We start from the raw sequence: 21,789 nt of genomic DNA on the forward strand, positions 1-21,789 counted from the left end.
GATACAGAACAGAAAAACCCGCATCTTTTGATGCGGGTTTTGTCATTTCATCAGGCTGCTGAGATTGCACTCAGCCATTCATCAAACAGTGGAATGGCGCGATCTGTATAAAGTTTCTTGCGATCACGGCCTTTGACACGTTTGGTGAGTTCCAGATCAGGGAACAGTCCGAAATTCACATTCATCGGTTGGAATGTGCTTTCATCCGCACCTCCCGTGATGTGGTTAAGGAGGGCTCCCATGGCTGTGGCCAATGGCGGGGCAGGTAGTGTCTTACCAGCTTTTTCAGCAGCGGTGAAACGCCCGACCATAAGACCGACAGCCGCACTTTCGACATAGCCTTCACAGCCAGTGATCTGTCCCGCAAAGCGCAAGTCAGGTCGCGATTTCAAGCGAAGGGTGCCATCAAGAAGACGCGGAGAATTCAAAAAAGTATTGCGATGGATGCCGCCAAGGCGGGCAAATTCGGCTTTTTCCAGTCCTGGAATGGTGCGCAAAACATCCGCCTGGGCCCCGTATTTCAGTTTTGTCTGGAAACCGACCATGTTGTAAAGCGTGCCCAGAGCATTATCTTGGCGAAGCTGTACGATTGCCCGTGGCTTGTTGGTCGGGTCATGCGGGTTGGTCAGGCCGACCGGTTTCATTGGACCATGGCGCAGCGTTTCGCGACCACGTTCAGCCATAACTTCAATTGGAAGGCAACCGTCAAAGTACGGGGTGTCTTTTTCCCATTCCTTGAATTCGGTCTTGTCGCCTTCGATCAAGGCATCAATGAAGGTGTTGTATTGCGCTTCATTCATTGGACAATTGATATAGTCCTTGCCATCGCCCTTGTCATATCGCGACTGGAACCATGCTTTATCGAAATCAATGCTTTCTTTGTAGATGATCGGCGCGATGGCATCAAAGAAGGCAAGGCTTTCTTCGCCGGTTTCCGAACGGATTGCTTCGGCAAGCGGGCCTGATGTCAACGGACCCGTTGCGATGATGGTCTGTTCCCATTCTTGGGGTGGCAGACCATCAATTTCACCGCGTTCCATCGTGATCAACGGATGGTTTTCAAGCGTCTCGGTCACGGCCTGCGAGAAACCTTCGCGGTCAACGGCAAGCGCACCACCAGCAGGGACTTTGTGTTGATCAGCACAGCGCATGATGACGGAACCTGCGCGGCGCATTTCATCATGGATCAGGCCGACGGCATTATATTCCTTGTCATCAGACCGGAATGAGTTCGAACAGACCAGTTCGGCGCATTTGTCCGTATGGTGGGCATCTGTCGGGCGTACCGGACGCATTTCATGAAGGATGACCGGAACGCCAGCCTCGGCAAGTTGCCATGCGGCTTCACTGCCTGCCAGACCGGCACCAATAATATGAACAGGTTTAACCGTATTCACGTGTGCGAACTCCTCGCGCAGAATGTGTTTTAAATCTTGGCACACACATAGCGGTGCAATGGACCCGATTTCAAGTCAATTACGCACAATTTGTCTGCGGCCGGGCCATAAGCAGATAAAATTTTCACAATGCCACATACAGTGCGTCTTATATGCCAGAGCCGTTCTGTCCCTCACACGAGAAGATGGCACATCATATGAGCTACCCGCATCACCCATATGGCTATGAACCGACCCATTGCCCGGTCATCGGTCTGGTGCCGCGCCGGCGGCAATTGCGTGAAGTGATATGCGATGCAGATACCTACGAACCTGCCAAGGACGAGGGACTTGAGCCGCCTGAGGTAAAAGAACGCAGACTTGGCTTCCCGTTTGGGAACTCTGGTGAAGGCGCATTCAGTCCGGCAGATATCGAAAGCATGATCGAATATGTTGTTGCCACCCGTCAGGGATGGCGCGCTTCGCTTGTCATGCGTGCATTCTTGCGTTGGTGGCGTGATGGCAGCGGACAATACGAAACCGGATCAGAGAGAAAGAATTCTGATGCCGTTCTTATGCTTCTGGCCTTAAATCAGGGTAGGGATGGTTTTGTTCAAGGTTATCTGCATGATCTCGTGCATGAACAAAAAGACGCTCCTAAATCGGTCCCGGATGGTAATCCGATGGAGGCGTCCTTTAACAAAAGTCTTCGGATTGCAGCCCTTGCATTGGCTTTGTCGCCAATCGTTTTGATATTTGCGGTTCTATTGTTTGTACAAGTTGACAACGTCATCAGTGCCGGAAGCGGCAAGATATTCGGGTTCAGCTATGATCTGTTGTTCTTTGTCGGCAGCTTCGGGGCAATCGGCGCGCTGACCAGCATGATGATGCGGCTTGGCAAAGATACGCCATGGGATGAAATGGAACCGGCATCGGTGTTCTTTAACTTCCTTTTCCGGCCATGTATGGGATTCTGCTTTGCACTTGTTGTGCTGTTGGCCTTACGCGCAGGTATTCTGCCAATTCCATTGGATGAATTGCACAATCTTGATGACCTTGATCAGATCAGTAATTCTGCGGCAGCAGGACAGCAAATTTCCATCGTTCTGGTATTTGCATTTTTGTCTGGTTTCAGTGAACGGCTTAGCACTGCGTTGGTCAAGCGGGTCGAAAACAGGGTGACCAACTCCGGATAGGAAAAGCGAGGCAGCGTGATACTGCCCCGCAGATGTTTTCTATTCCAACCCAAGATGACGTTTAAGGTAATGGCCAGTGTAGCTTTCCTTGTTGGCCATAATGTCTTCCGGGGTTCCTGTACCGACAAGTTTTCCGCCACCATCACCACCTTCCGGCCCGATATCAATGATCCAATCAGCTGTCTTGATGACGTCAAGGTTATGCTCAATCACGACAACCGTATTGCCCTGATCAACGATGGTATGAAGCACTTCCAGAAGTTTGCGGATATCGTGGAAGTGAAGGCCGGTCGTTGGTTCATCAAGAATATAGATCGTGCGGCCGGTGGCGCGTTTTGACAGCTCCTTGGCAAGCTTGACGCGCTGAGCTTCCCCCCCTGAAAGGGTGGTCGCCTGTTGCCCCAGATGGATGTAAGACAATCCAACCTGTTTGAGCGTTTCCATCTTGTCGCGGATTGACGGCACCGCCTTGAAGAAGTCTGCGCCTTCTTCAACGGTCATATGAAGAACGTCAGATATCGATTTGCCTTTAAACGATATATCAAGCGTTTCACGATTGTATCGTTTGCCTTTGCATTGATCACATTCGACATACACATCTGGCAGGAAGTGCATTTCAATCTTGATGACGCCATCGCCTTGGCAGGATTCACAGCGTCCGCCTTTGACGTTGAACGAAAAACGTCCCGGCTTGTACCCGCGTGTTTTGGCTTCGGGTAATTGTGCGAACCATTCACGGATCGGCGTGAAGGCGCCTGTATAGGTTACCGGGTTTGATCGCGGTGTCCGGCCAATCGGGCTTTGGTCGATATCAATGATCTTATCGATATGTTCGATGCCGGTAATGCTGTCATGTGCGCCGGGATGGTTGCGGGCATTATGCATCCGCTTAGCCAGCGCTTTATATAGAGTCTCAATCACAAGGCTTGATTTTCCGCCGCCTGAAACACCTGTCACACAGACGAACTTACCAAGCGGGAAGTCAGCATCCACGCCTTGGAGATTGTTGGCAGTTGCGCCTTTGATCTTGATGAACTTGCCATTGCCTTTTCGGCGTTCTTTGGGCACGGCAATCTGTTCGGTCCCGACAAGGTATTTGCCCGTCAGGCTATTGGGGTTTTGCTGAATTTGTTCTGGCGTTCCTTCGGCAACGATACGACCACCGTGGATACCGGCACCGGGCCCCATATCAACAACGTAATCCGCTGCCCGGATTGCGTCTTCATCATGCTCGACGACCAGAACCGTATTGCCAAGATCACGCAGACGTTTCAGCGTTTCAAGCAAACGGTCATTGTCGCGTTGGTGCAAACCGATGGAGGGTTCATCCAGAACGTAAAGCACACCGGTCAGACCCGAACCAATTTGTGATGCCAGTCGGATACGTTGGCTTTCACCGCCCGAAAGGGTGCCAGATGTGCGCGACATCGACAGGTAATCCAGACCAACATCGCGCAAGAATCGCAACCGATCATTGATTTCACGCAAGATTCGGCGGGCAATTTCGGTTTCCTTGGCGGTCAGTTTATCTTCAAGTGCCAAGAACCAGTCGGCGGCCTTGGATATTGAAAGGCTGGTAATGCGTGATATCTCAGCCCCGTCTACCTTAACGGCCAAGGCTTCCGGTTTTAGACGCTGACCATCACAGGTCGGACAGTTTGAAACCATCTGGTATTTGGCAAGCTCGTCGCGGGCCCACTGGCTATCGGTTTCGCGCCAGCGACGTGACATATTGGGAATAACGCCCTCGAACGGACGCGAAACCTTATAACTGCGCGATCCATCGTCATAGGTGACTGTGACGTCTTCGTCGCCCGATCCAAACAGGATGATGTCCTGTGCGGTTTTGGGCAGTTTTTCCCACGCAACGTTGGTTTTAAATCCGAAATGCTTGGCAACGGATTTCAAAGTCTGCAGATAATATTTTGACGTCGTGCTGGCCCACGGGGCAACTGCGCCATCATCAAGCGTTTTGCTTTCATCGGGCACGACCAGCATCGGGTCGAATTCCATATGGGTCCCAAGACCATCGCAGGCCGGGCAGGCGCCAAACGGATTGTTAAACGAAAACAGACGTGGTTCGATTTCTTCAATCGTGAAGCCGGAAACAGGGCAGGCGAATTTGGCCGAAAATACCGTCGTGTCGCCGGTTTTGGCGTCTTCGGTCAGAACAATGCCATCAGTCAATTCAAGGGCGGTTTCAAAGCTGTCCGCAAGGCGTGTTCCGATTCCATCCTTAACGATCAGACGGTCGACCACGACTGAAATGTCGTGTTTGAGTTTCTTGTTAAGTTCCGGCGCGTCGTCGATGTCGTACATTTCCCCATCGATCTTTACGCGCTGGAAACCGCGCGAACGCAGATCCCGCAGTTCTTTTTTGTATTCACCTTTGCGGCCGCGCACGATGGGGGCAAGAAGATAAAGGCGCGTGCCTTCTTCCATCTCCAGCACGCGGTCGACCATTTGTGAAACGGTCTGGCTGACAATTGGAAGACCGGTTGCAGGCGAATAGGGAATGCCAACACGCGCCCAAAGTAACCGCATATAATCGTAAATCTCGGTCACGGTTCCGACGGTCGACCGCGGATTGCGCGACGTTGTTTTCTGCTCGATGGAAATTGCCGGCGAAAGCCCGTCGATATATTCGACATCGGGCTTTTGCATCAGTTCAAGGAACTGGCGTGCATAGGCTGACAGGCTTTCGACATAACGACGCTGCCCTTCAGCATAGATTGTATCGAATGCGAGGGAGCTTTTACCCGATCCCGACAGGCCGGTAATGACCACCAACGCATCGCGCGGCAGATCTACGTCAATGTTCTGCAGATTGTGTTCTTTCGCACCGCGAACCGAAATTTTCGTCAGCATGTCGGGCCTTTTGTTCCTGAATTGTTCGAAATGTGTATAGAGGAGCCAAGCTCTATACGCAAGCAAGCCCCTGACAGTTCCTGTCAGTATTTGTCAGGAGACTGACTTTTCACAACCTGTACCATCATGGATGCACGCAAAAACCCGCCGAACAAGTCCGGCGGGCTTCTCAAATCTTATGACCTTTTCGGTCAGATTAGCCTTTGGTAACCGACCGACCGGTTGCACCAAGATCCTTGAAAGATTCTTCGAGGCGGGCTGCCATCGAAAGTTCAGCTTCACGGATCCAGACGCGTGGGTCGTAGTTTTTCTTGTAAGGCTTGTCGGTTTCAGGATCGACCTGGAACTTAAAGGCGCGCTCATTGGCCTCGACATAGTCACCGACCGGGCGGGCATAAGCAAACTGGGTATCGGTATCGATATTCATCTTGAAAACGCCATAGCCGACAGCTTCTTCGATTTTCTCTTTTTCCGAACCTGATCCACCGTGGAACACGAAGTCCAACGGGCTATCGCCAAGACCATGCTTCTCGGAAACGAACTTCTGGCTTTCCAAAAGGATTTCCGGACGCAGTTTGACGTTGCCCGGCTTATAAACGCCGTGAACGTTACCGAATGCCGCCGCAACCGAAAAATGACCAATCGGCGAAAGGCGACGATAGGCTTCTTCGACTTCTTCGGGACGGGTGTAAAGACGCGGATCAATCTCGTCGCTTGACGTATCAAGTTCGTGACCAATGCCGTCTTCTTCGCCACCTGTAACACCCAGTTCAATTTCCAGGCTCATTTCGATGGCGGCCATACGCTTGAGGAAGGTCTCACAGGTCGACAAGTTGGCTTCCAGCGATTCTTCGGACAGATCAAGCATATGGGAGCTGTAAAGCGCCGTGCCGGTTTCGGCATAGGCCTTTTCGCTCCATTTAAGCATTTCATCGACCCATGGTACGAACTTGCGGTTCGCGTGGTCGGTATGCATGACAACAGCAACGCCGTAATACTCAGCCAGAAGCTGTGCATGACGTGCCGCCGACACAGCGCCGACAACACGGGCAGCGTCGGCGTCCTTGATACCCTTGCCAGCAAAGAACTGTGCACCACCATTCGAAAGCTGAATGATAATGTCAGAACCGGCATTTGCAGCGGCTTCAAGGGCTGCATTCATCGTGCTCGACGATGTAATATTAACAGCAGGAAGTGCGTAACCGTCCTGCTTACAAGCAGCAACAAGGTCACGGTAGGCAGCACCGGTAACAACACCGGGTTTAACGGAAGGCATGTGGGTACTCCTCCTGGGGGTCAGAGTAAAACAGGTGCCTTTGTGCGAACCGACTGGTCCGCGGCAAGGGCAATCCGCAAAGAGCCCAATGCATCTTCCATATGCTGCGTCAGGTCAAGATGTTCCGTTATAGACTTTAGGAAAAATTGCTGTTCACGCAGACACAGGCCGTCATGATCGGGCTCGTCATCAGTTTTGATGATCTCGTCCAATTGTGTGAATTCTCCGGCACTGTTTGTGGCAGCATGGTGAAGTTTTAGCGCGTTTGTCTTGGTGTGGGTGTCGATGTCGGCCGATCCAGCACCTTTTTCTTCGACATCGGTGATCGATACAGAACCCTTTGGTCCGATCACGTCTTTGACGAAGAAGGCAGTTTCACTGATCATCGGTCCCCATCCAGCTTCATACCAGCCAATTGAACCGTCATCGAACTGCACCTGAAGTTGACCGTAATTATACATATCCGGAGCAACGTCCTCGGACAGACGAACACCCATTGCATTAACCGAGACCGGCTTTGCGCCTGTCATCAGGCACATGATGTCAAGGTAATGTACGCCGCAATCGACAATCGGAGACACGCTGTTTAGCAGGCGTTTATGGGTTTCCCAAAAAGCGCCGCTGCTTTGCTGATTGAGGTTCATGCGCATGACAAGTGGTTTGCCCAATGTCTTGGCGATTTCGACAAACTTTTCCCAGGACGGATGGTGGCGCAGGATATAACCAATGACGAGTTTGCGGTCGTGCTTCTTAGCACTTGCGACCACACGTTCGGCATCCTCGACAGTGGCGGCCAACGGTTTTTCGATGAACACGTGCGCACCAGCTTCAAATGCAGCAATCGCAAAATCCGCATGGGTTTCGGTATAGGTATTGATCGAAACCGCATCGGGTTTGGTTTCAGCCAAAGCTGTATAATAGTCGGTAAATTGCGGATAGGCATCAAACCCGGAAGGCAGCTTTTCGGCCGGAATGGTAGATCGGGCACAAATGCCAACAATTTCGTATCCATCAAGCGCATGATAAGCCTTGGCGTGGGACATGCCCATATTACCCAGACCGATAACAAGAATACGAACCGGCTTCATTTTATGCCTCCTGATAACCTGATAATGGTTTGATTATTTTAACTATTCTGCGCCGTTGATCCAGCTTGTGGTCACATTGAAAGCACCATCAATCAGGATCAAATCGGCCTGATATCCTGGTGCAATGCGTCCCATCATATGATCAAGCTTAAGGAAGGCTGCGGGATAAAGGGACGCCATACGAAGCGCCTCGCCAAGCTCAATCCCGACCATTTCAACGCAATTTTTAACCGCAGAAATCATATCGAGATCTGAACCGGCCAACGTGCCGTCCGCCAATGCGCAGCGGCCATCCGTTGCGATGATCTCTTCATTACCAAGCATGAACCGCTTGTCATCAGCGCCAACGGTCGGCATTGCATCTGTCACCAGCATGATCTTGCCGGTTGCCTTGGCCTTCACGGCAATTTTCACGGCAGCCGGATGAACATGATAACCATCAACGATCAGGCCACACCACGTGCGGTCATCTGACATGGCCGCACCGGCAACGCCGGGTTCACGGTGGGTAAGGGGGCTCATGGCGTTGAAAAGATGCGTGAAACCCCGCATACCTTCACCAATTGCATCTTGAATATCGTCATAGCTACCGGCCGTATGGCCAGCGCAGACCAGAACACCTTGATCGGCCAAGGCTTTGATCGTGCCTTTGGCGGCTTTTTCCGGCGCCATGGTCACTAAAATGCGACCATTGGGCAGACGGGTCAGAAGTTCAAGCGCGTCATCTTCCATTGGTCGGATGATGTCCGCAGAATGAACGCCTTTGCGTGCGACATTCAAATAGGGGCCTTCAAGGTGAATACCCACGATGCCCGGCACACCTTCATCAATTGCACCCTGAACGGCCTCAATAGCGGCTTCCATCTTGTCACGGTGATCTGTAATCAAGGTTGGGAGCATTGCCGTTGTGCCAAATTTACGATGGGCCGTCATAATGGCGCGTATGCCATCAATACTGGGCTGATCGTTTAGCAAAACACCGCCGCCACCATTGACCTGAACATCAATCAGACCTGGCGCAAGAGTTTGCCCTTTGCCATCAATCACATCCAGATCAGCGGGCAGGGATTTGGCATCGCAAATCACATCTATCTTGCCCTCACGCACGATGACTGCTTTGCCTTCAAGAAACTCCGTGCCGTCGAAAATACGGGCATTGGTAATGGCGAATGCAGTCATTAGTGCGTCTCCGTTACTTTCGAAAGGTGCGGCGGGGCGTCGGGATCACAACCGCGCGCCAAGGCAACGCTTTCAGCCAAAGTATAGAATGTCTGGATCATGGCGATTGGTGCCAGAAGCGGGTGGATATCCTCGACCACCGGAAGGTGGCCCTTGACATCGGCATAGCCCGTTTCTGCGGCAAATAGATTGTCTGTCTTTGCCCGCATTTCAGTCAGGAAATCTTCAACACTGTCGCGCGATGCATCCTGCTGAGAGAAGACAAGCATCGGGAAGGTTGGGGTCACCAGTGCCATCGGACCGTGTTTGACTTCTGCGGCACTAAAGGCCTCAGCATGCAGGCTGCTGGTTTCCTTAAATTTAAGGGCTGCTTCCTGGGCAATCGCAAATGCAGGACCACGACCGATGACATAAAGGCCATTTGATTTTGCTATCGTGTCCGACGCGCCAAGCCAATCCTGATCCAATGCAGCCGACAGGGACAAAGGCAAATTGCCAAGGTCTTTGTTAAACGCATTATCTTGCGTCCAAGCACCAACGATCTGGGCAATAGATGACAGCGTCGCGATATAGGATTTGGTGGCCGCAACACTCGTTTCCGGACCCGCCATCAAAGGGATAACGTGATCAACGGTATCGGCAAGCGGTGAATCGACCGCATTGACCAGTGCAACCGTGCGTGCGCCTGCTTTACGGGCGGATTCGGCGTTTTTCACAAGGTCCGGGCTTTTGCCCGATTGGGAAACCGCGATGAACAAAGCATCCTTTGATGCAATCGACCGGTTGTAGATCGAAACAATCGAAGGGGCTGCCGAAACGACCGGAATGCCAAGCTGGCTTTCGATCAAGTATTTCGCATAAAGCGTGGCATGATCGGAACTGCCTCGACCACAAGTCACAACGAATTTCGGCGGGTTTTCCCGGAGATCTTCTGCGAGTTTGGCAATCGCGGCTGTGTTGTGCGCAATCTGTTTGGCAACAACTGCCGGGGCTTCTGCCAATTCGCGGCCCATCTGCGTTTTCGGGCGCCAACTTGTCGTCATTTCCAGTGTTCCCTCAATAATCTGCTAGGTGCCCGACATTTAAAGTCAGCGGGCATCTACCTGCATTTCAGCGATAAAGTCATAACTGTCGCCCCGGTAATAGGACCGGGTGAATTCCACAGGTGTACCGTTGGCAAGGAATGAGCGCCGCTCGATATAAAGTGCAGCACTGCCATCAGGAACGCCGAGGATTTTGGCTGTTTCGCCATCAAAAAGTTCAGCCCGAAGACGCTGAAGCGCACGTTCGGGCTTTTTATTGTATCTTGCCAACGCGTCATAAAGCGATTTGTCGACTTCGTCAGGGCTTGGCAAAAAAACACGCGGAATAACCGCATATTCAAGTGCCATCGGCTTGTCATTAGCCGTACGCAAACGCCGCAACCGGGTCACTTCTGTGCCCGGTGACAGGTTCAAAGCCATGGCTTCTTCCGGTGATGCGTGGCCAATCGTTTTCTCAAGCCAAATTGCACCCGGATCCATGCCGCGCGTGATCATATCTTCGGTAAAAGATGTCAAACGAGACAAAGCTTGCTCAACACGTGGTGCGACAAATGTTCCAGCACCATGGCGTTGAACCAAAACACCTTCTTCAACCAACGCCCGCATCGCGTTGCGGACAGTCACCCGCGAGATGCTGAGCTCGTTGGCGAGATCACGTTCGCTGGGCAACGCATCATCAACCTGCAGAATACCATCATCAATCACGGCCTTTAATGCCGTTTGCAAACGGCGATATAGCGGGCCATTCCCTGTGTTTTCGATCTCCCGGGTGCGAAGGTTTGCGATGATGTCCTGCGTCGTGGTCATGCTGCAATGCTTTCATGCTGTTTCGCCATCAGGATCGCACCATGCATGGCGTCATACTTTGCAGGAACCAGCATGTCAGAAATGTCTTGGGGCATGCGCTTTGCCATTTGTTGAGACAAACCACCCATCAAGGTCAAGCGTGTTGCGCCAAACGCAACCAGTTTGCGCAAAATTTGCAAATTGGCGGCAACTGCATTTTGGATCAGCAAGGCGGCTGTCTGATCACCGGCGGCTTCGGCTTCAAAGACCATTGGACAAAATGCGCCGTAATCTGCCGGTCGTGCAGTTTCAGCAAAGGTCACGATGTTTTCAGGGTTGTGATCGAACTTCGCCATAACGTCCGTTGTCAGGGCTGTTTGTTCGGCGAGGCCTTCATGGGCGAGAAGGGCGGATTCAATCGCATTGCGTCCAATCCGTGCGCCACTTCCAAGGTCGGAAACTTCAAACCCCCAGCCCGCAATTGACAGTTCTTGGCCGTCAATGATGGCCTGACCACAGGTTCCTGTTCCAACAATCAGGATCGCACCATTTGCGCCGTCATGTGCGCCAAGGCACGCTGTATAGGCGTCCGTCGCAAAACAAATACTGGCAAATGGATGGGCATAGGCGTGGGCAAGTTTACGTTCACGTTCAAGGGGAAGCCCTGCAAGGCCAAGGCCTGCATGAAGGTTACCAAGATAAGAGTCGTCTAAACCAGCGTTTTCAAGGGCCAATGATGCCGCGGAAATGATTTCACCAAAAACGTGATCCATGCCCAAACGGGTATTGGCGCCGCCACTCACAGCTTCGCCCAGGACGTCGCCGGATGCGTTTGCGATGCGCACACGGCAGCGTGTTCCGCCACCATCAACACCAAGATAAAGCCGTTCGTTGTTCATTTTTGGATTAACTGCCTTCTTGTTTGTGGCCGGATCATAGCAGAGTGGTATCTTAAAAATCAATACCAATATAACGCCACTATATTGTTCAGTGGTCTGTTTTTGGAGTCAGTATATATACGCAGGAGGGTAGGTGGAATATTCGAAATCAATGTCAATATATTGATAGTTAATGATAAATTCAATTTTGAGTGGGTGGTTCATCAATTTATTCACGAATGGACTTGCTTCGCTGGTATCACAATGGTATTTAATTTTGTGAGGGAGACGGAAAAATGGCATCACGCACAGAAGATTTTGATTCGCGATTTGCCGGGTTGGACCAATGGTCCGACGCCGATTTCCTTATGGCCTTGTGGGAAGGTCAAATGCGCGCTGTTGCTTCGGTGGGTCCTGTCTTGGAAGATCTGGCAACAGCTGCTGATGGGATTGCACGTCGCCTGGGGGGCGGCGGGCGTCTCGTTTATGTTGGTGCCGGAACGTCTGGTACAGTTGCCTGGCAAGATGCCAAGGAACTTGGTGGCACATTTGGCTGGCCCGAAGAACACACTATCGTCATGCTGGCCGGCGGGCTGCAAAGTGCGCCAAATGAATTTAACAGTGCCGAGGACGATATCGACCTCGCAGCGCGTGAAATTTCCCAACACAATATCTCGGACAAAGACGCAATTATCGCCATCGCGGCAAGTGGCATGACGCCATATACATTGCGCGCACTCGAACTTGCGCGCGAACGTGGCGCGTTCACGGTGGGTATTTGCAACAATCCGGATGGGAGCCTTTTGAAAATTGCTGAAAGCGGCGTTTTTCTTGATAGCTCTCCGGAAGTTGTTGCCGGTTCAACCCGTATGGGGGCCGGAACCGCACAGAAGGCCGCGCTTAACATCTTATCGACCCTTGTGATGAACAAATTGGGTCGTTTGTTTGATAACTTGATGGTCGGCATGCGCGCAGAAAATATAAAACTGCGTGATCGCGCTGTCCGCATCGTGGCCCGCATCGCATCTTGCAATGAAGAACAGGCCAAAGATGCGCTGGTAAAATCAGACTTCGATATTCGTCCTGCTGTGCTTGTGGTCAAAGGCCACACGCCAGCACGGGCGCAAAAAATTCTTGGGCTATCTAATGGAAATCTCCGGGCAGCTCTTGAGTACAGGGACTGACATCAAAAGGATGCCGGTCCGCCGACATTGATCAGAGGAGGCATAAATGTCGAATAAAGTCTTAGCAAAAGGCCTGGCCGGGGCCCTGGCGGCAAGTGTCGCCCTGGTCCCAATGATGGCATCTGCTGGCGATCTCGTTATTGAGAGCTGGCGTAACGATGATATTGATATCTGGAATGAAAAAATCATTCCGGCGTTCAATGAAGCCCATCCGGACATCAACGTGTCGTTCAAACCGACACCGCCGACCGAATATAACGCGTCGGTCAATGCCAAGCTTGCCGGTGGCACTGCTGGCGACCTGATCACCTGCCGTCCGTTTGATGCATCGCTTGAGCTTTATAAGCAAGGCAACCTTGCAGCTCTTGACGATCTCAAAGGCATGGACAATTTCTCTGATGTTGCCAAATCTGCATGGCAGACCGATGATGGTTCTGCAACCTTCTGCCTGCCAATGGCTTCTGTAATTCATGGCTTCATCTACAACAAAGAAGCCTTTGAAGAAGTTGGCGTCGAAGTTCCGAAAACCAGTGAAGAATTCTATGCTGCGCTTGATAAAATCAAGGAAGATGGTAGCTACATTCCGATGGCAATGGGAACGGCTGATCAGTGGGAAGCTGCCACCATGGGCTTCCAGAATATCGGTCCGAACCATTGGGCTGGTGAAGCAGGTCGTAAAGCCTTGATCGACGGCAGCGCGAAATTCACGGATGCGCCATATGTTGATACCTTCAAGGAATTGGCAACGTGGGCGAACTACTTGCCGGATGGCTTTGAAGCTATTTCCTATCCGGATGCCCAGAACCTGTTCTCGCTTGGTCGTGCGGCCGTGTATCCAGCTGGTTCTTGGGACATTTCGTTGTTCAACAATCAAGCTGATTTTGCATTCGGCGCATTCCCGCCGCCTGCACCTGCTGGTGCCGAGACCTGCTATATCAGTGACCATACCGATATTGCACTTGGCCTGAATGCAAATTCTGAAAACGCAGCAGAAGCCAAAGTCTTCCTTGAGTGGATGACCGGTTCTGAATTTGCCGAGCTTTATTCCAATGCGCTGCCGGGCTTCTTCTCGCTTTCAAACCACAAAGTCGAAGTTACCGATCCGGTTGCAGGCGAGTTCGTAAGCTGGCGTCAGGAATGCGAGTCTACCATTCGTAACTCGTATCAGATCTTGTCGCGCGGGACACCGAACCTTGAAAACGATCTGTGGAACCTTTCGGCTCAGACCATCAACGCCACACTGACGCCAGAAGAGGCTGCAGGTGCTGCTGAAGCTGGTTTGGCGAAGTGGTACGCACCACATCAGTAAAACCTTCAAAGGATGGCGGAGACGTCTGGTTTCTGCCATCCTTACTATATGCTCGTGCAGGTGCAGCAAAAAGCAAGCTGTCACCATATTGACCGCCGGGCGCGAATAAGCGGTCACCGAATTCGGAAGGCGAAAAGGCCTTCAACCTTTTACTCTTGGAAATACAGGATAAGGTATGGCGCATTCCGGCCCCATGACCGATTGGCGCAAGGCAAAACTGCCTGTGATTGCCTTTCTGGCTCCAGCAACGATCATCTACACATTGTTCATGATCTATCCGTTGCTCGATTCCATCCGTCTTAGTTTCTATGCGACGCCAAGTGGCGGCGAGGCGGCTTTTGTCGGATTGGACAACTATCGCACCATTCTGGCGGACCCTGATTGGTCAGCAACCTTCTGGAACAGTTTTTGGAACAATATGAAGTTCTTTGCTGTTCATATGTTGATCCAGAACCCGATCGGCATTGCGTTGGCGGGTATCCTTAGCCTACCGCAGCTGCGTTTTCGCAATACTTATCGCACCATGATGATCATGCCGACGATGCTTTCCGTGGTGATTGTTGGCTTTATCTGGCAGCTGATCCTGAGCCCGGTCTGGGGTGTCGGTGCTGACCTTCTTGATATCATCGGGCTAAAATCATTGTTCGGCCCGTGGCTTGGCAAAGAAGGTAGTGCGCTGATTACGTTATCCTTCATCTCTGTCTGGCAGTGGGTCGGTATTCCATTGATGTTGATTTATGCAGCTTTGCTTGCAATACCCGATGATCTGGTGGATGCGGCAATCGTTGATGGCGCAACCCATTTTGAAGTTTTCATCCATATCAAACTGCCACTGGTACTGCCGACGGTCGCAATGGTTTCTATTTTGACATTTGTAGGCAATTTCAACGCCTTTGACCTGATATATGCTGTAAAAGGTGCACTGGCCGGGCCGAACTTCTCGACCGATATTATGGGCACTTTGTTCTATCGGACGTTCTTTGGTTATCAGCTTCAATTGGGCAACCCGCATTTGGGTGCGACGGTAGCATCATTGATGTTCCTGATCATTCTGGCCGGCGTTCTGTTCTATCTGTTCGCCATTCAGCGCCGTCTGGCGCGTTATCAGCTGTAGTCGGGGGCAGTCATGAGTTTTTCCAATATCCGCAGGGAAGACGCCAGTCGGGCCGTGATCGTGCATGCGATCCTTTTGACCTACACGCTGGTGGCGCTTTATCCGATATTTTTGGTGGTCATTAACGCCTTCAAGACCCGTAAAGCGATCTTTCGGGATCCGATGGGGCTGCCAAATGCCGAAACCTTCAGCCTTGAAGGTTTTACCAAGGTGCTGGCGAAATCGAATTTCGAGCTGTTTTTCTATAATAGCTTCACAGTTACGATCGTAACCATCGTGATCGTGCTTTTGCTCGCTGCGATGGCAGCATGGGCATTGTCGGAATACAAATTCCCCGGCGGCACGGCATTAGCACTTTATCTTGCGATTGGCATCATGGTCCCAATCCGACTTGGTTCCGTTTCGATCTTGAACCTTGTTGTTGATTTGGGGTTGGTCAACACGTTGACGGCGCTGGTGCTGGTTTACGTCGCGCAAGGATTGCCATTGGCGATCTTTATCCTCACCGAATTCATGCATCAAATTCCCAAGGATTTGAAAGAAGCCGCACGCTGTGACGGGGTTGGGGAGTTCAAAATCTTCTTTGCGATCATTTTGCCACTGATCCGTCCGGCTGTTGCAACTGTCGCCGTCTTTACCATGATCCCGATCTGGAATGATCTTTGGTTCCCGTTGATCCTTGCCCCGGGTGATGGAAAACAGACCATTACGCTGGGTGTTCAGCAGTTCATCGGGCAGTACGTGACCGACTGGAACGCCGTTCTGGCGTCGCTAAGCCTCGCAATCATTCCGATCCTGATCCTTTATCTGATTTTCTCCCGACAACTCATTCGCGGCCTGACGTCTGGCGCGGTGAAGTAAGTGTTGGCTGATAGGAGCTTTGAATAAATGGCTGACTTGAAACTTGACCAGATCCGCAAAAGCTATGGTGCCGTTGATGTACTGCACGGCATTGATCTGGATGTGAAAGACGGTGAATTTGTTGTGTTTGTCGGCCCGTCCGGCTGCGGCAAATCAACGTTGCTGCGCATTATTGCCGGGTTGGAAGATATCACCGGCGGCGATCTGATGATCGATGGTGAGGTGGTGAACGCCAAAAGCCCGCGTGATCGCGGAATTGCCATGGTGTTTCAGTCCTATGCGCTTTATCCGCATATGACGGTTTATAAGAACATGGCCTTTGGCTTGAAGCTTGATAAACAGGACAAGGCGGCAATTGATGCCCGTGTGCGGGAAGCTGCCCGCATCCTGCAGCTTGATCAATTGCTTGATCGTCGCCCGTCCGAGCTATCCGGTGGTCAGCGGCAACGCGTCGCCATTGGGCGTGCGATTGTACGTCAACCAAAGGTCTTCCTGTTTGACGAGCCGTTATCAAACCTTGACGCCGCATTGCGTGTTCAAACCCGCATTGAAATTGCCAAGCTGCATCAAAACCTGCAATCCACCATTGTCTATGTCACACATGATCAGGTCGAAGCCATGACCTTGGCAGACAAGATTGTTGTGTTAAATGGTGGCAATGTTGAGCAGGTCGGATCACCGATGCAGTTGTATCACCATCCGGAAACCCGTTTTGTTGCGGGCTTCATCGGATCGCCTGCAATGAATTTCACCAATGTCACCATTGATGCTGTCGAAAAAGACAAGGTGACCGTTTCCGTACCCGGTGGGATCAAATCCGTTCTGTCGTTTGATGTACCGGCGGATGCTGTTGGCAAACAGGTTGAACTTGGTGTTCGCCCAGAACATCTTGCCCTTGGTGAAGAGGGGGCTTTGACCGTAAATGGGGAAGTGGATGTTGTCGAAAAGCTTGGCGATTCCACCTATCTCTATCTGAAGCTTGCCAACGGTGACCGGGTGACGGTGCGTGCACCGGGGCACAGTCGGGTGAAAATCGGCGAAACCGTAACGGCTTCTGCACCAGCCGGCGCAGCACACCTGTTTAACAGTGATGGAAAGGCCTTTACCAAGGTCAATTTCCCTTCTGAATTCAGCGCGGAAGAATAGCCGATTAAGCGTTTTAATACGATTTTTTGAAGAAGGCGTCCTTTGGGGCGCCTTTTTTGCGTTCGTGCATAAAATTGCTGCGCTGCCACCAGAAAAACTGTTGCAGAACTTTAACTTGCCGTCGGCAGGGCGATGGCGCAAGAATGGACTTGAAGTGTTCGAAAGAAAGAAAAATGTTCGACTTTTCTTTCGTATCAACAGAAATAGTTTGCGATGATACCTATGCCGGATTTCATCAAATGCTGCGAAAGCATCATGCCGGTTATCGGGAAATGCCATCACGTTCATTACGAGGATTCAAAATGTCTAAAAAACACGGCGCATTGCGTGGTTCCTTGCTCGGTCTTACGGCAATTGCAGGAATGGTTTCACTTGTTTCGGCTGCACAGGCTGATGAGCTTCGCCTGTTGACCTGGGGTGGCTATGCCCCTGATGAAGTTGTTGAACAGTTCGAAAAAGAAACCGGCATCGATGTCGAAGTTACGTTGTCTAACAACGAAGACATGATCTCTAAACTCCGCGCCACCGGTGGCGGCGGATTTGATCTTGCACAGCCGTCACAGGACCGTATTGCCGGTGCTCAGCTTGAATACGGTATTTACAAGCCGATGGACCTGTCGAAAATTGACAGCGCAAAATTCATCGCATCGATGCTGGCTGCGACCAAAGCCAATACCACGGTTGATGGCGAAGTTTACGGTGTTCCGCATGTATGGGGTACCAGCGGCCTGATCGTTGATAAAACAAAGGCAGCAAACGTTGCCGATTACACCGATCTTTGTGCAGCAGATGTGGCTGGTAAGGTTTCTTACCGTTTGAAACGTCCGACCTTGATTGGGTTTGCCTACTCAATGGGTCTTGATCCGTTCGCAGCATATGGTGACGAAGCCAAGTATCAGGAAATCCTTGATGCGGTTGAAGCCAAGCTGATTGAGTGCAAAGCGAACGTCAAAACCTATTGGGAAGGTGGCGATGCGCTGCTCAACCTGGTGCGTTCAGGTGAAGTTGTTGCTGCCATGGCTTGGGATACCGGCGGTTGGAAGCTGAACAATGACAATGCCGATATCACCTTTGTCGCCCCGAAATCCGGTGCCCTTGGTTGGATCGATACCTTTGTTCTTCCGCGTAAAACCAAAAATGAAGATGCCGCTTATCAGTGGATCAACTTTGTCATGCAGCCAGAAATCGCTGCTAAAATTACGGCAAATGCAGGCAACTTCACGGCATCGAAAGGTGCTGATGAATTCGCAGATGACACACTGAAAGCTCAGTTCCAGGGCAGTTTCCCGCCCGCCGATCTGGATAACATCAAATGGTATCCGACCGTTCCGGCAGGCCTTGAAGTTCTTGAAGGCAAGACGCTTGACCGTGTGAAAGCCGCACAGTCAAACTAAGCATACGTGTTTTTAAACACCTTTTGTCCCCGGCGTGAATTCATGCCGGGGACATTCTGCTTTGCAGTATGAAGCATGCCATTTAACTGGCTCCACTGACAAAAATAACGTGAACAGGGCTCCTATGGCTGACCAATTTGACCTTGAATGCCGCAATGTGGTCAAAAATTTTGACGACTTCACCGCTGTGAATGACATTTCACTGGCCATCCCCAAAGGGTCTTTCTTTTCCATCCTTGGACCAAGCGGCTGTGGAAAAACCACACTCCTTCGGATGCTTGCCGGTTTTCAGGCGCCAACATCGGGTGACATCCTGATCAAGGGATCATCGGTCCTTGGAGTTCCACCAAACCGTCGCCCGGTAAACATGGTGTTTCAGCATCTAGCCCTGTTTCCAATGATGAACGTTGCCGAGAATGTCGCATATGGCCTGAAACGTCGCGGTATTGATAAGACCACCATTGCGCAAAAAGTCTGTGAAACACTGGCACGGGTTGGTTTACCCGATTCCGGCCCAAAACAGATCAGTCAGCTTTCTGGTGGGCAAAAGCAACGCATTGCAATTGCGCGCTGTCTTGTGCTGGATCCTGCCGTGTTACTGCTTGACGAACCGTTAGGTGCGTTGGATTTGAAGTTGCGCGAACATATGAAAGTCGAACTCAAACAACTGCAGCACGAAATCGGGACAACATTTGTCTATATCACTCATGATCAGTCCGAAGCCTTGGTCATGTCTGATCAGGTTGCCGTGATGAATGCCGGTCGATTTGAACAGGTGGGGGCGCCACAGGATCTTTATTACAACCCGAAAACGGCTTTCGTCGCAGGGTTTGTCGGGGAAAGTAATCGCTGGAGCGGCACCGTACACGGTGGCAATGGCAATCAGGTGGAGATCAATCTGGCAAACGGCGGCAAAGTCATTGCCCAACGCGATACCAGCATTGATTTGAGTGACGGACAGTCGGTGGATGTCTTTGTCCGTCCGGAAGCAATCGCCATTGATGGATCAGGTTCGTCTGATAACCGACTATCGGCAAAGGTTGAAAATGTCCTGTTTAACGGTGCCGCCAGCAGTCTTCAGGTTCGAGAAAACACAACCGGACATGAAATGACGGTCGCTTTACCGCAGACAGGTGATTTTGCATCGGTCAAAGCGGGCGATGAAATCAACTTATCTTGGAGTGTCGCGCAAACCCGCTGCTTTGCTTCGAATGGCAATGGAGCAGGGGCATGAGCAATACGGCTTCTGTAACAGGAAGAAACACATTTCGCTTTGGTTTGCTTTTGCTGGCATTGCCATTGTTGTTATGGCTTTTCCTGTTGGTCATCCTGCCACATATCGATCTGTTTCTGGTTTCAATGCGCGAACGCATTTCGTATGGAAAGTATGAGTTCAGCCTGATCAATTATACCGAATTCTTCGCCGAACCACTTTATTGGAATACCTATGTTCGTACTGCGGTTATGTCGATTTTTGCGACATTCCTAACGTTTGTGATTGGTTTTCCTGTGTCGTATTACATTGCCAAAGTCATGCGCGGCAAAGGTAAGAACGCTCTGTTTTTGTTGTGTTTGATCCCTTTTTGGGTGTCCGAACTTGTTCGGACATTCGGCTGGATGATCCTTCTGCGTGAAAGCGGGGTGATCAGTAATTTTTTGCAGTGGGCAGGGATCGCTTCTGGCCCGGTCGAGATGCTTTATAACGATGCCGCCATCATGGTCGGGCTTGTTTATACCTCGATGCTGTTCATGGTTGTTCCTTTGGTCTCCGTACTTGATAGCCTTGATGATAGCTTGATTGAGGCCGGATATGACCTTGGTGGCAATGCCTTTACCGTAACGCGTGATATCGTTATTCCCCATGCCATGCCGGGCATCGCTTCGGGGTGCATCGTTGTGTTCATGCTGACCTTGGGGAATTACCTGACACCGAACCTTTTGGGCGGAAAAGACAGTCTGTGGTTTACCGAGCAAATCTATACGCAATTTATTACGCGCTTTAACTGGGAATCTGGTTCGGCATTTGGCTTCCTGTTGCTCGTTCTGTCATCCGCGATTGTGTGGATTGGCTTGAAGCTGAGTAAGCAGACACTTTCAGAAACCGTGGGCTAGGGGGCGCATTATGATTCCAAGTATTCCACAGCCCAAGTTCTACAAGGGTCTTTATGCTGGCTACATCACGATCTTCTTTATCTATCTAAGTGCACCTTTGATCGTCGTCGGCGTGTTTGCATTCAATGACAGCCTGTTCCCGTCCATGCCATGGGAAGGCGGCACTCTTGCCTGGTTCTTTGGCGATGAGGGCCCTTACATTGGGATTTTCAATGACAGTAAGTTGCTTGAAAGTGTTGGTGTGTCGGCGTTTGTGGCCTTTTGGGTAACGGTTCTGTCCGTGACGGTTGGGACCTGTAACGCGTTTTTGTTCGAGCGCAGCCATTTTCCCGGCAAGAACCTGCTGTATATCGTCTCACTATCACCCTTGGTGATTCCAGGCGTCATTCTGGGCATTTCAATTCTGGTGTTTTCCAATGCCATCGCCAATGGTGTTGAGGAGACCCTTGGTTGGGATATTGAATTCCTGCGGCCGGGATTGTTCCTTGTGATCATTGGCCAATTCGCCTTCATCACGACGATTACGACTCTGGTGATATCAGCACGCTTGCGAAAGTTTGATCTAAGCCTTGAGGAGGCGGCACTCAACCTTGGCGCCACACGGCGGGCAGCACTTTGGACGATCACAATACCATTCCTGAAGCCTGCATTGGTCGGGGCGGGAATCGTTGCCTTTTTGATGTCGTTTGAAAACTTTAACACGACCTTGATGTTGGTTGGTTCAGATGCGCCTTTAACAATCGCAATGTTTGACCGCCTCAAACAAGGATCAACGCCGGTATTGAACGCATTGTCACTGTTGTTGATGGTTGTGTCTGGCGGGTTGGCATTATTGTCGGTCTTCGTTCAGCGCGACAAAAAGAGCTAGTCGCAAGAACTATAACTTCACAAACGAACATTTGCGAAGGGTGGCAGGAATGCCACCCTTTTTCGTGACTGCGTGGATTAAAGGCGGTTGCCTTCAGACGTTTGTTTTCTT

At 51.2% G+C, this 21,789-nt stretch carries 18 protein-coding genes; 10 read left to right on the forward strand and 8 right to left on the reverse strand.

Annotated features, from left to right (window positions below; all coding sequences use genetic code 11):
- Positions 1-50: 50 nt before the first annotated feature.
- Positions 51-1,397 (reverse strand): methylenetetrahydrofolate--tRNA-(uracil(54)-C(5))-methyltransferase (FADH(2)-oxidizing) TrmFO, encoded by a 1,347-nt coding sequence (trmFO, locus tag RIC05_RS17055; protein WP_350045812.1) that lies wholly within the window; start codon positions 1,395-1,397, stop codon positions 51-53.
- Between the two features lie 197 nt (positions 1,398-1,594).
- On the opposite strand from trmFO, the gene RIC05_RS17060 reads away from it, so the two are divergent.
- Positions 1,595-2,572 (forward strand): hypothetical protein, encoded by a 978-nt coding sequence (locus RIC05_RS17060; protein ID WP_350045813.1) that lies wholly within the window; start codon positions 1,595-1,597, stop codon positions 2,570-2,572.
- A gap of 39 nt (positions 2,573-2,611) precedes the next feature.
- On the opposite strand, the gene uvrA is transcribed toward RIC05_RS17060, so the two are convergent.
- From uvrA to RIC05_RS17095, 7 genes are all read right to left on the reverse strand, one after another.
- On the reverse strand, positions 2,612-5,440 hold the full coding sequence (gene uvrA, locus RIC05_RS17065; RefSeq protein WP_350045814.1) for an excinuclease ABC subunit UvrA: 2,829 nt from the start codon (positions 5,438-5,440) through the stop codon (positions 2,612-2,614).
- Between the two features lie 196 nt (positions 5,441-5,636).
- Positions 5,637-6,716, reverse strand: coding sequence for a class II fructose-bisphosphate aldolase (fbaA, locus tag RIC05_RS17070; protein ID WP_350045815.1), 1,080 nt, complete (start codon positions 6,714-6,716; stop codon positions 5,637-5,639).
- Between the two features lie 20 nt (positions 6,717-6,736).
- Positions 6,737-7,804, reverse strand: coding sequence for a Gfo/Idh/MocA family protein (locus tag RIC05_RS17075; RefSeq protein ID WP_350045816.1), 1,068 nt, complete (start codon positions 7,802-7,804; stop codon positions 6,737-6,739).
- A gap of 42 nt (positions 7,805-7,846) precedes the next feature.
- Positions 7,847-8,983, reverse strand: coding sequence for an N-acetylglucosamine-6-phosphate deacetylase (nagA, locus tag RIC05_RS17080; protein WP_350045817.1), 1,137 nt, complete (start codon positions 8,981-8,983; stop codon positions 7,847-7,849).
- Positions 8,983-10,026, reverse strand: coding sequence for an SIS domain-containing protein (locus tag RIC05_RS17085; RefSeq protein WP_350045818.1), 1,044 nt, complete (start codon positions 10,024-10,026; stop codon positions 8,983-8,985). The genes nagA and RIC05_RS17085 overlap by 1 nt, the downstream gene beginning before the upstream one ends.
- A 45-nt stretch (positions 10,027-10,071) precedes the next feature.
- Positions 10,072-10,833: a GntR family transcriptional regulator gene (locus tag RIC05_RS17090; RefSeq protein WP_350045819.1), complete on the reverse strand. Its 762-nt coding sequence runs from the start codon at positions 10,831-10,833 to the stop codon at positions 10,072-10,074.
- Positions 10,830-11,711: a glucosamine kinase nucleotide-binding domain-containing protein gene (locus RIC05_RS17095; protein WP_350045820.1), complete on the reverse strand. Its 882-nt coding sequence runs from the start codon at positions 11,709-11,711 to the stop codon at positions 10,830-10,832. The genes RIC05_RS17090 and RIC05_RS17095 overlap by 4 nt, the downstream gene beginning before the upstream one ends.
- A 275-nt stretch (positions 11,712-11,986) precedes the next feature.
- Between RIC05_RS17095 and RIC05_RS17100 the strand changes: the two genes are divergently transcribed.
- The 9 genes from RIC05_RS17100 to RIC05_RS17140 all read left to right on the forward strand — a co-directional run bounded on the left by RIC05_RS17100 (position 11,987) and on the right by RIC05_RS17140 (position 21,678).
- Complete coding sequence (locus tag RIC05_RS17100) at positions 11,987-12,874, forward strand: N-acetylmuramic acid 6-phosphate etherase (protein ID WP_350045821.1); 888 nt, start codon at positions 11,987-11,989, stop codon at positions 12,872-12,874.
- Positions 12,875-12,920: 46 nt separating this feature from the next.
- A complete protein-coding gene (locus RIC05_RS17105; RefSeq protein ID WP_350045822.1) occupies positions 12,921-14,183 on the forward strand; it encodes an ABC transporter substrate-binding protein in 1,263 nt (420 codons plus the stop codon).
- 175 nt (positions 14,184-14,358) lie between these two features.
- Positions 14,359-15,297, forward strand: a complete 939-nt coding sequence (locus RIC05_RS17110; protein WP_350044320.1) for a carbohydrate ABC transporter permease — start codon at positions 14,359-14,361, stop codon at positions 15,295-15,297.
- A gap of 12 nt (positions 15,298-15,309) precedes the next feature.
- A complete protein-coding gene (locus tag RIC05_RS17115; RefSeq protein WP_350044319.1) occupies positions 15,310-16,158 on the forward strand; it encodes a carbohydrate ABC transporter permease in 849 nt (282 codons plus the stop codon).
- Positions 16,159-16,185: 27 nt separating this feature from the next.
- Positions 16,186-17,304 (forward strand): ABC transporter ATP-binding protein, encoded by a 1,119-nt coding sequence (locus tag RIC05_RS17120; protein ID WP_350045823.1) that lies wholly within the window; start codon positions 16,186-16,188, stop codon positions 17,302-17,304.
- A gap of 302 nt (positions 17,305-17,606) precedes the next feature.
- A complete protein-coding gene (locus tag RIC05_RS17125; protein ID WP_350045824.1) occupies positions 17,607-18,698 on the forward strand; it encodes an extracellular solute-binding protein in 1,092 nt (363 codons plus the stop codon).
- 124 nt (positions 18,699-18,822) lie between these two features.
- Positions 18,823-19,932: an ABC transporter ATP-binding protein gene (locus RIC05_RS17130; protein ID WP_350045825.1), complete on the forward strand. Its 1,110-nt coding sequence runs from the start codon at positions 18,823-18,825 to the stop codon at positions 19,930-19,932.
- A complete protein-coding gene (locus tag RIC05_RS17135) occupies positions 19,929-20,810 on the forward strand; it encodes an ABC transporter permease (protein WP_350045826.1) in 882 nt (293 codons plus the stop codon). The genes RIC05_RS17130 and RIC05_RS17135 overlap by 4 nt, the downstream gene beginning before the upstream one ends.
- A 10-nt stretch (positions 20,811-20,820) precedes the next feature.
- Complete coding sequence (locus RIC05_RS17140) at positions 20,821-21,678, forward strand: ABC transporter permease (RefSeq protein ID WP_350045827.1); 858 nt, start codon at positions 20,821-20,823, stop codon at positions 21,676-21,678.
- Positions 21,679-21,789: the final 111 nt, after the last annotated feature.

Source organism: Thalassospira sp., assembly GCF_040218635.1.
Classification (GTDB): Bacteria; Pseudomonadota; Alphaproteobacteria; order Rhodospirillales; family Thalassospiraceae; genus Thalassospira.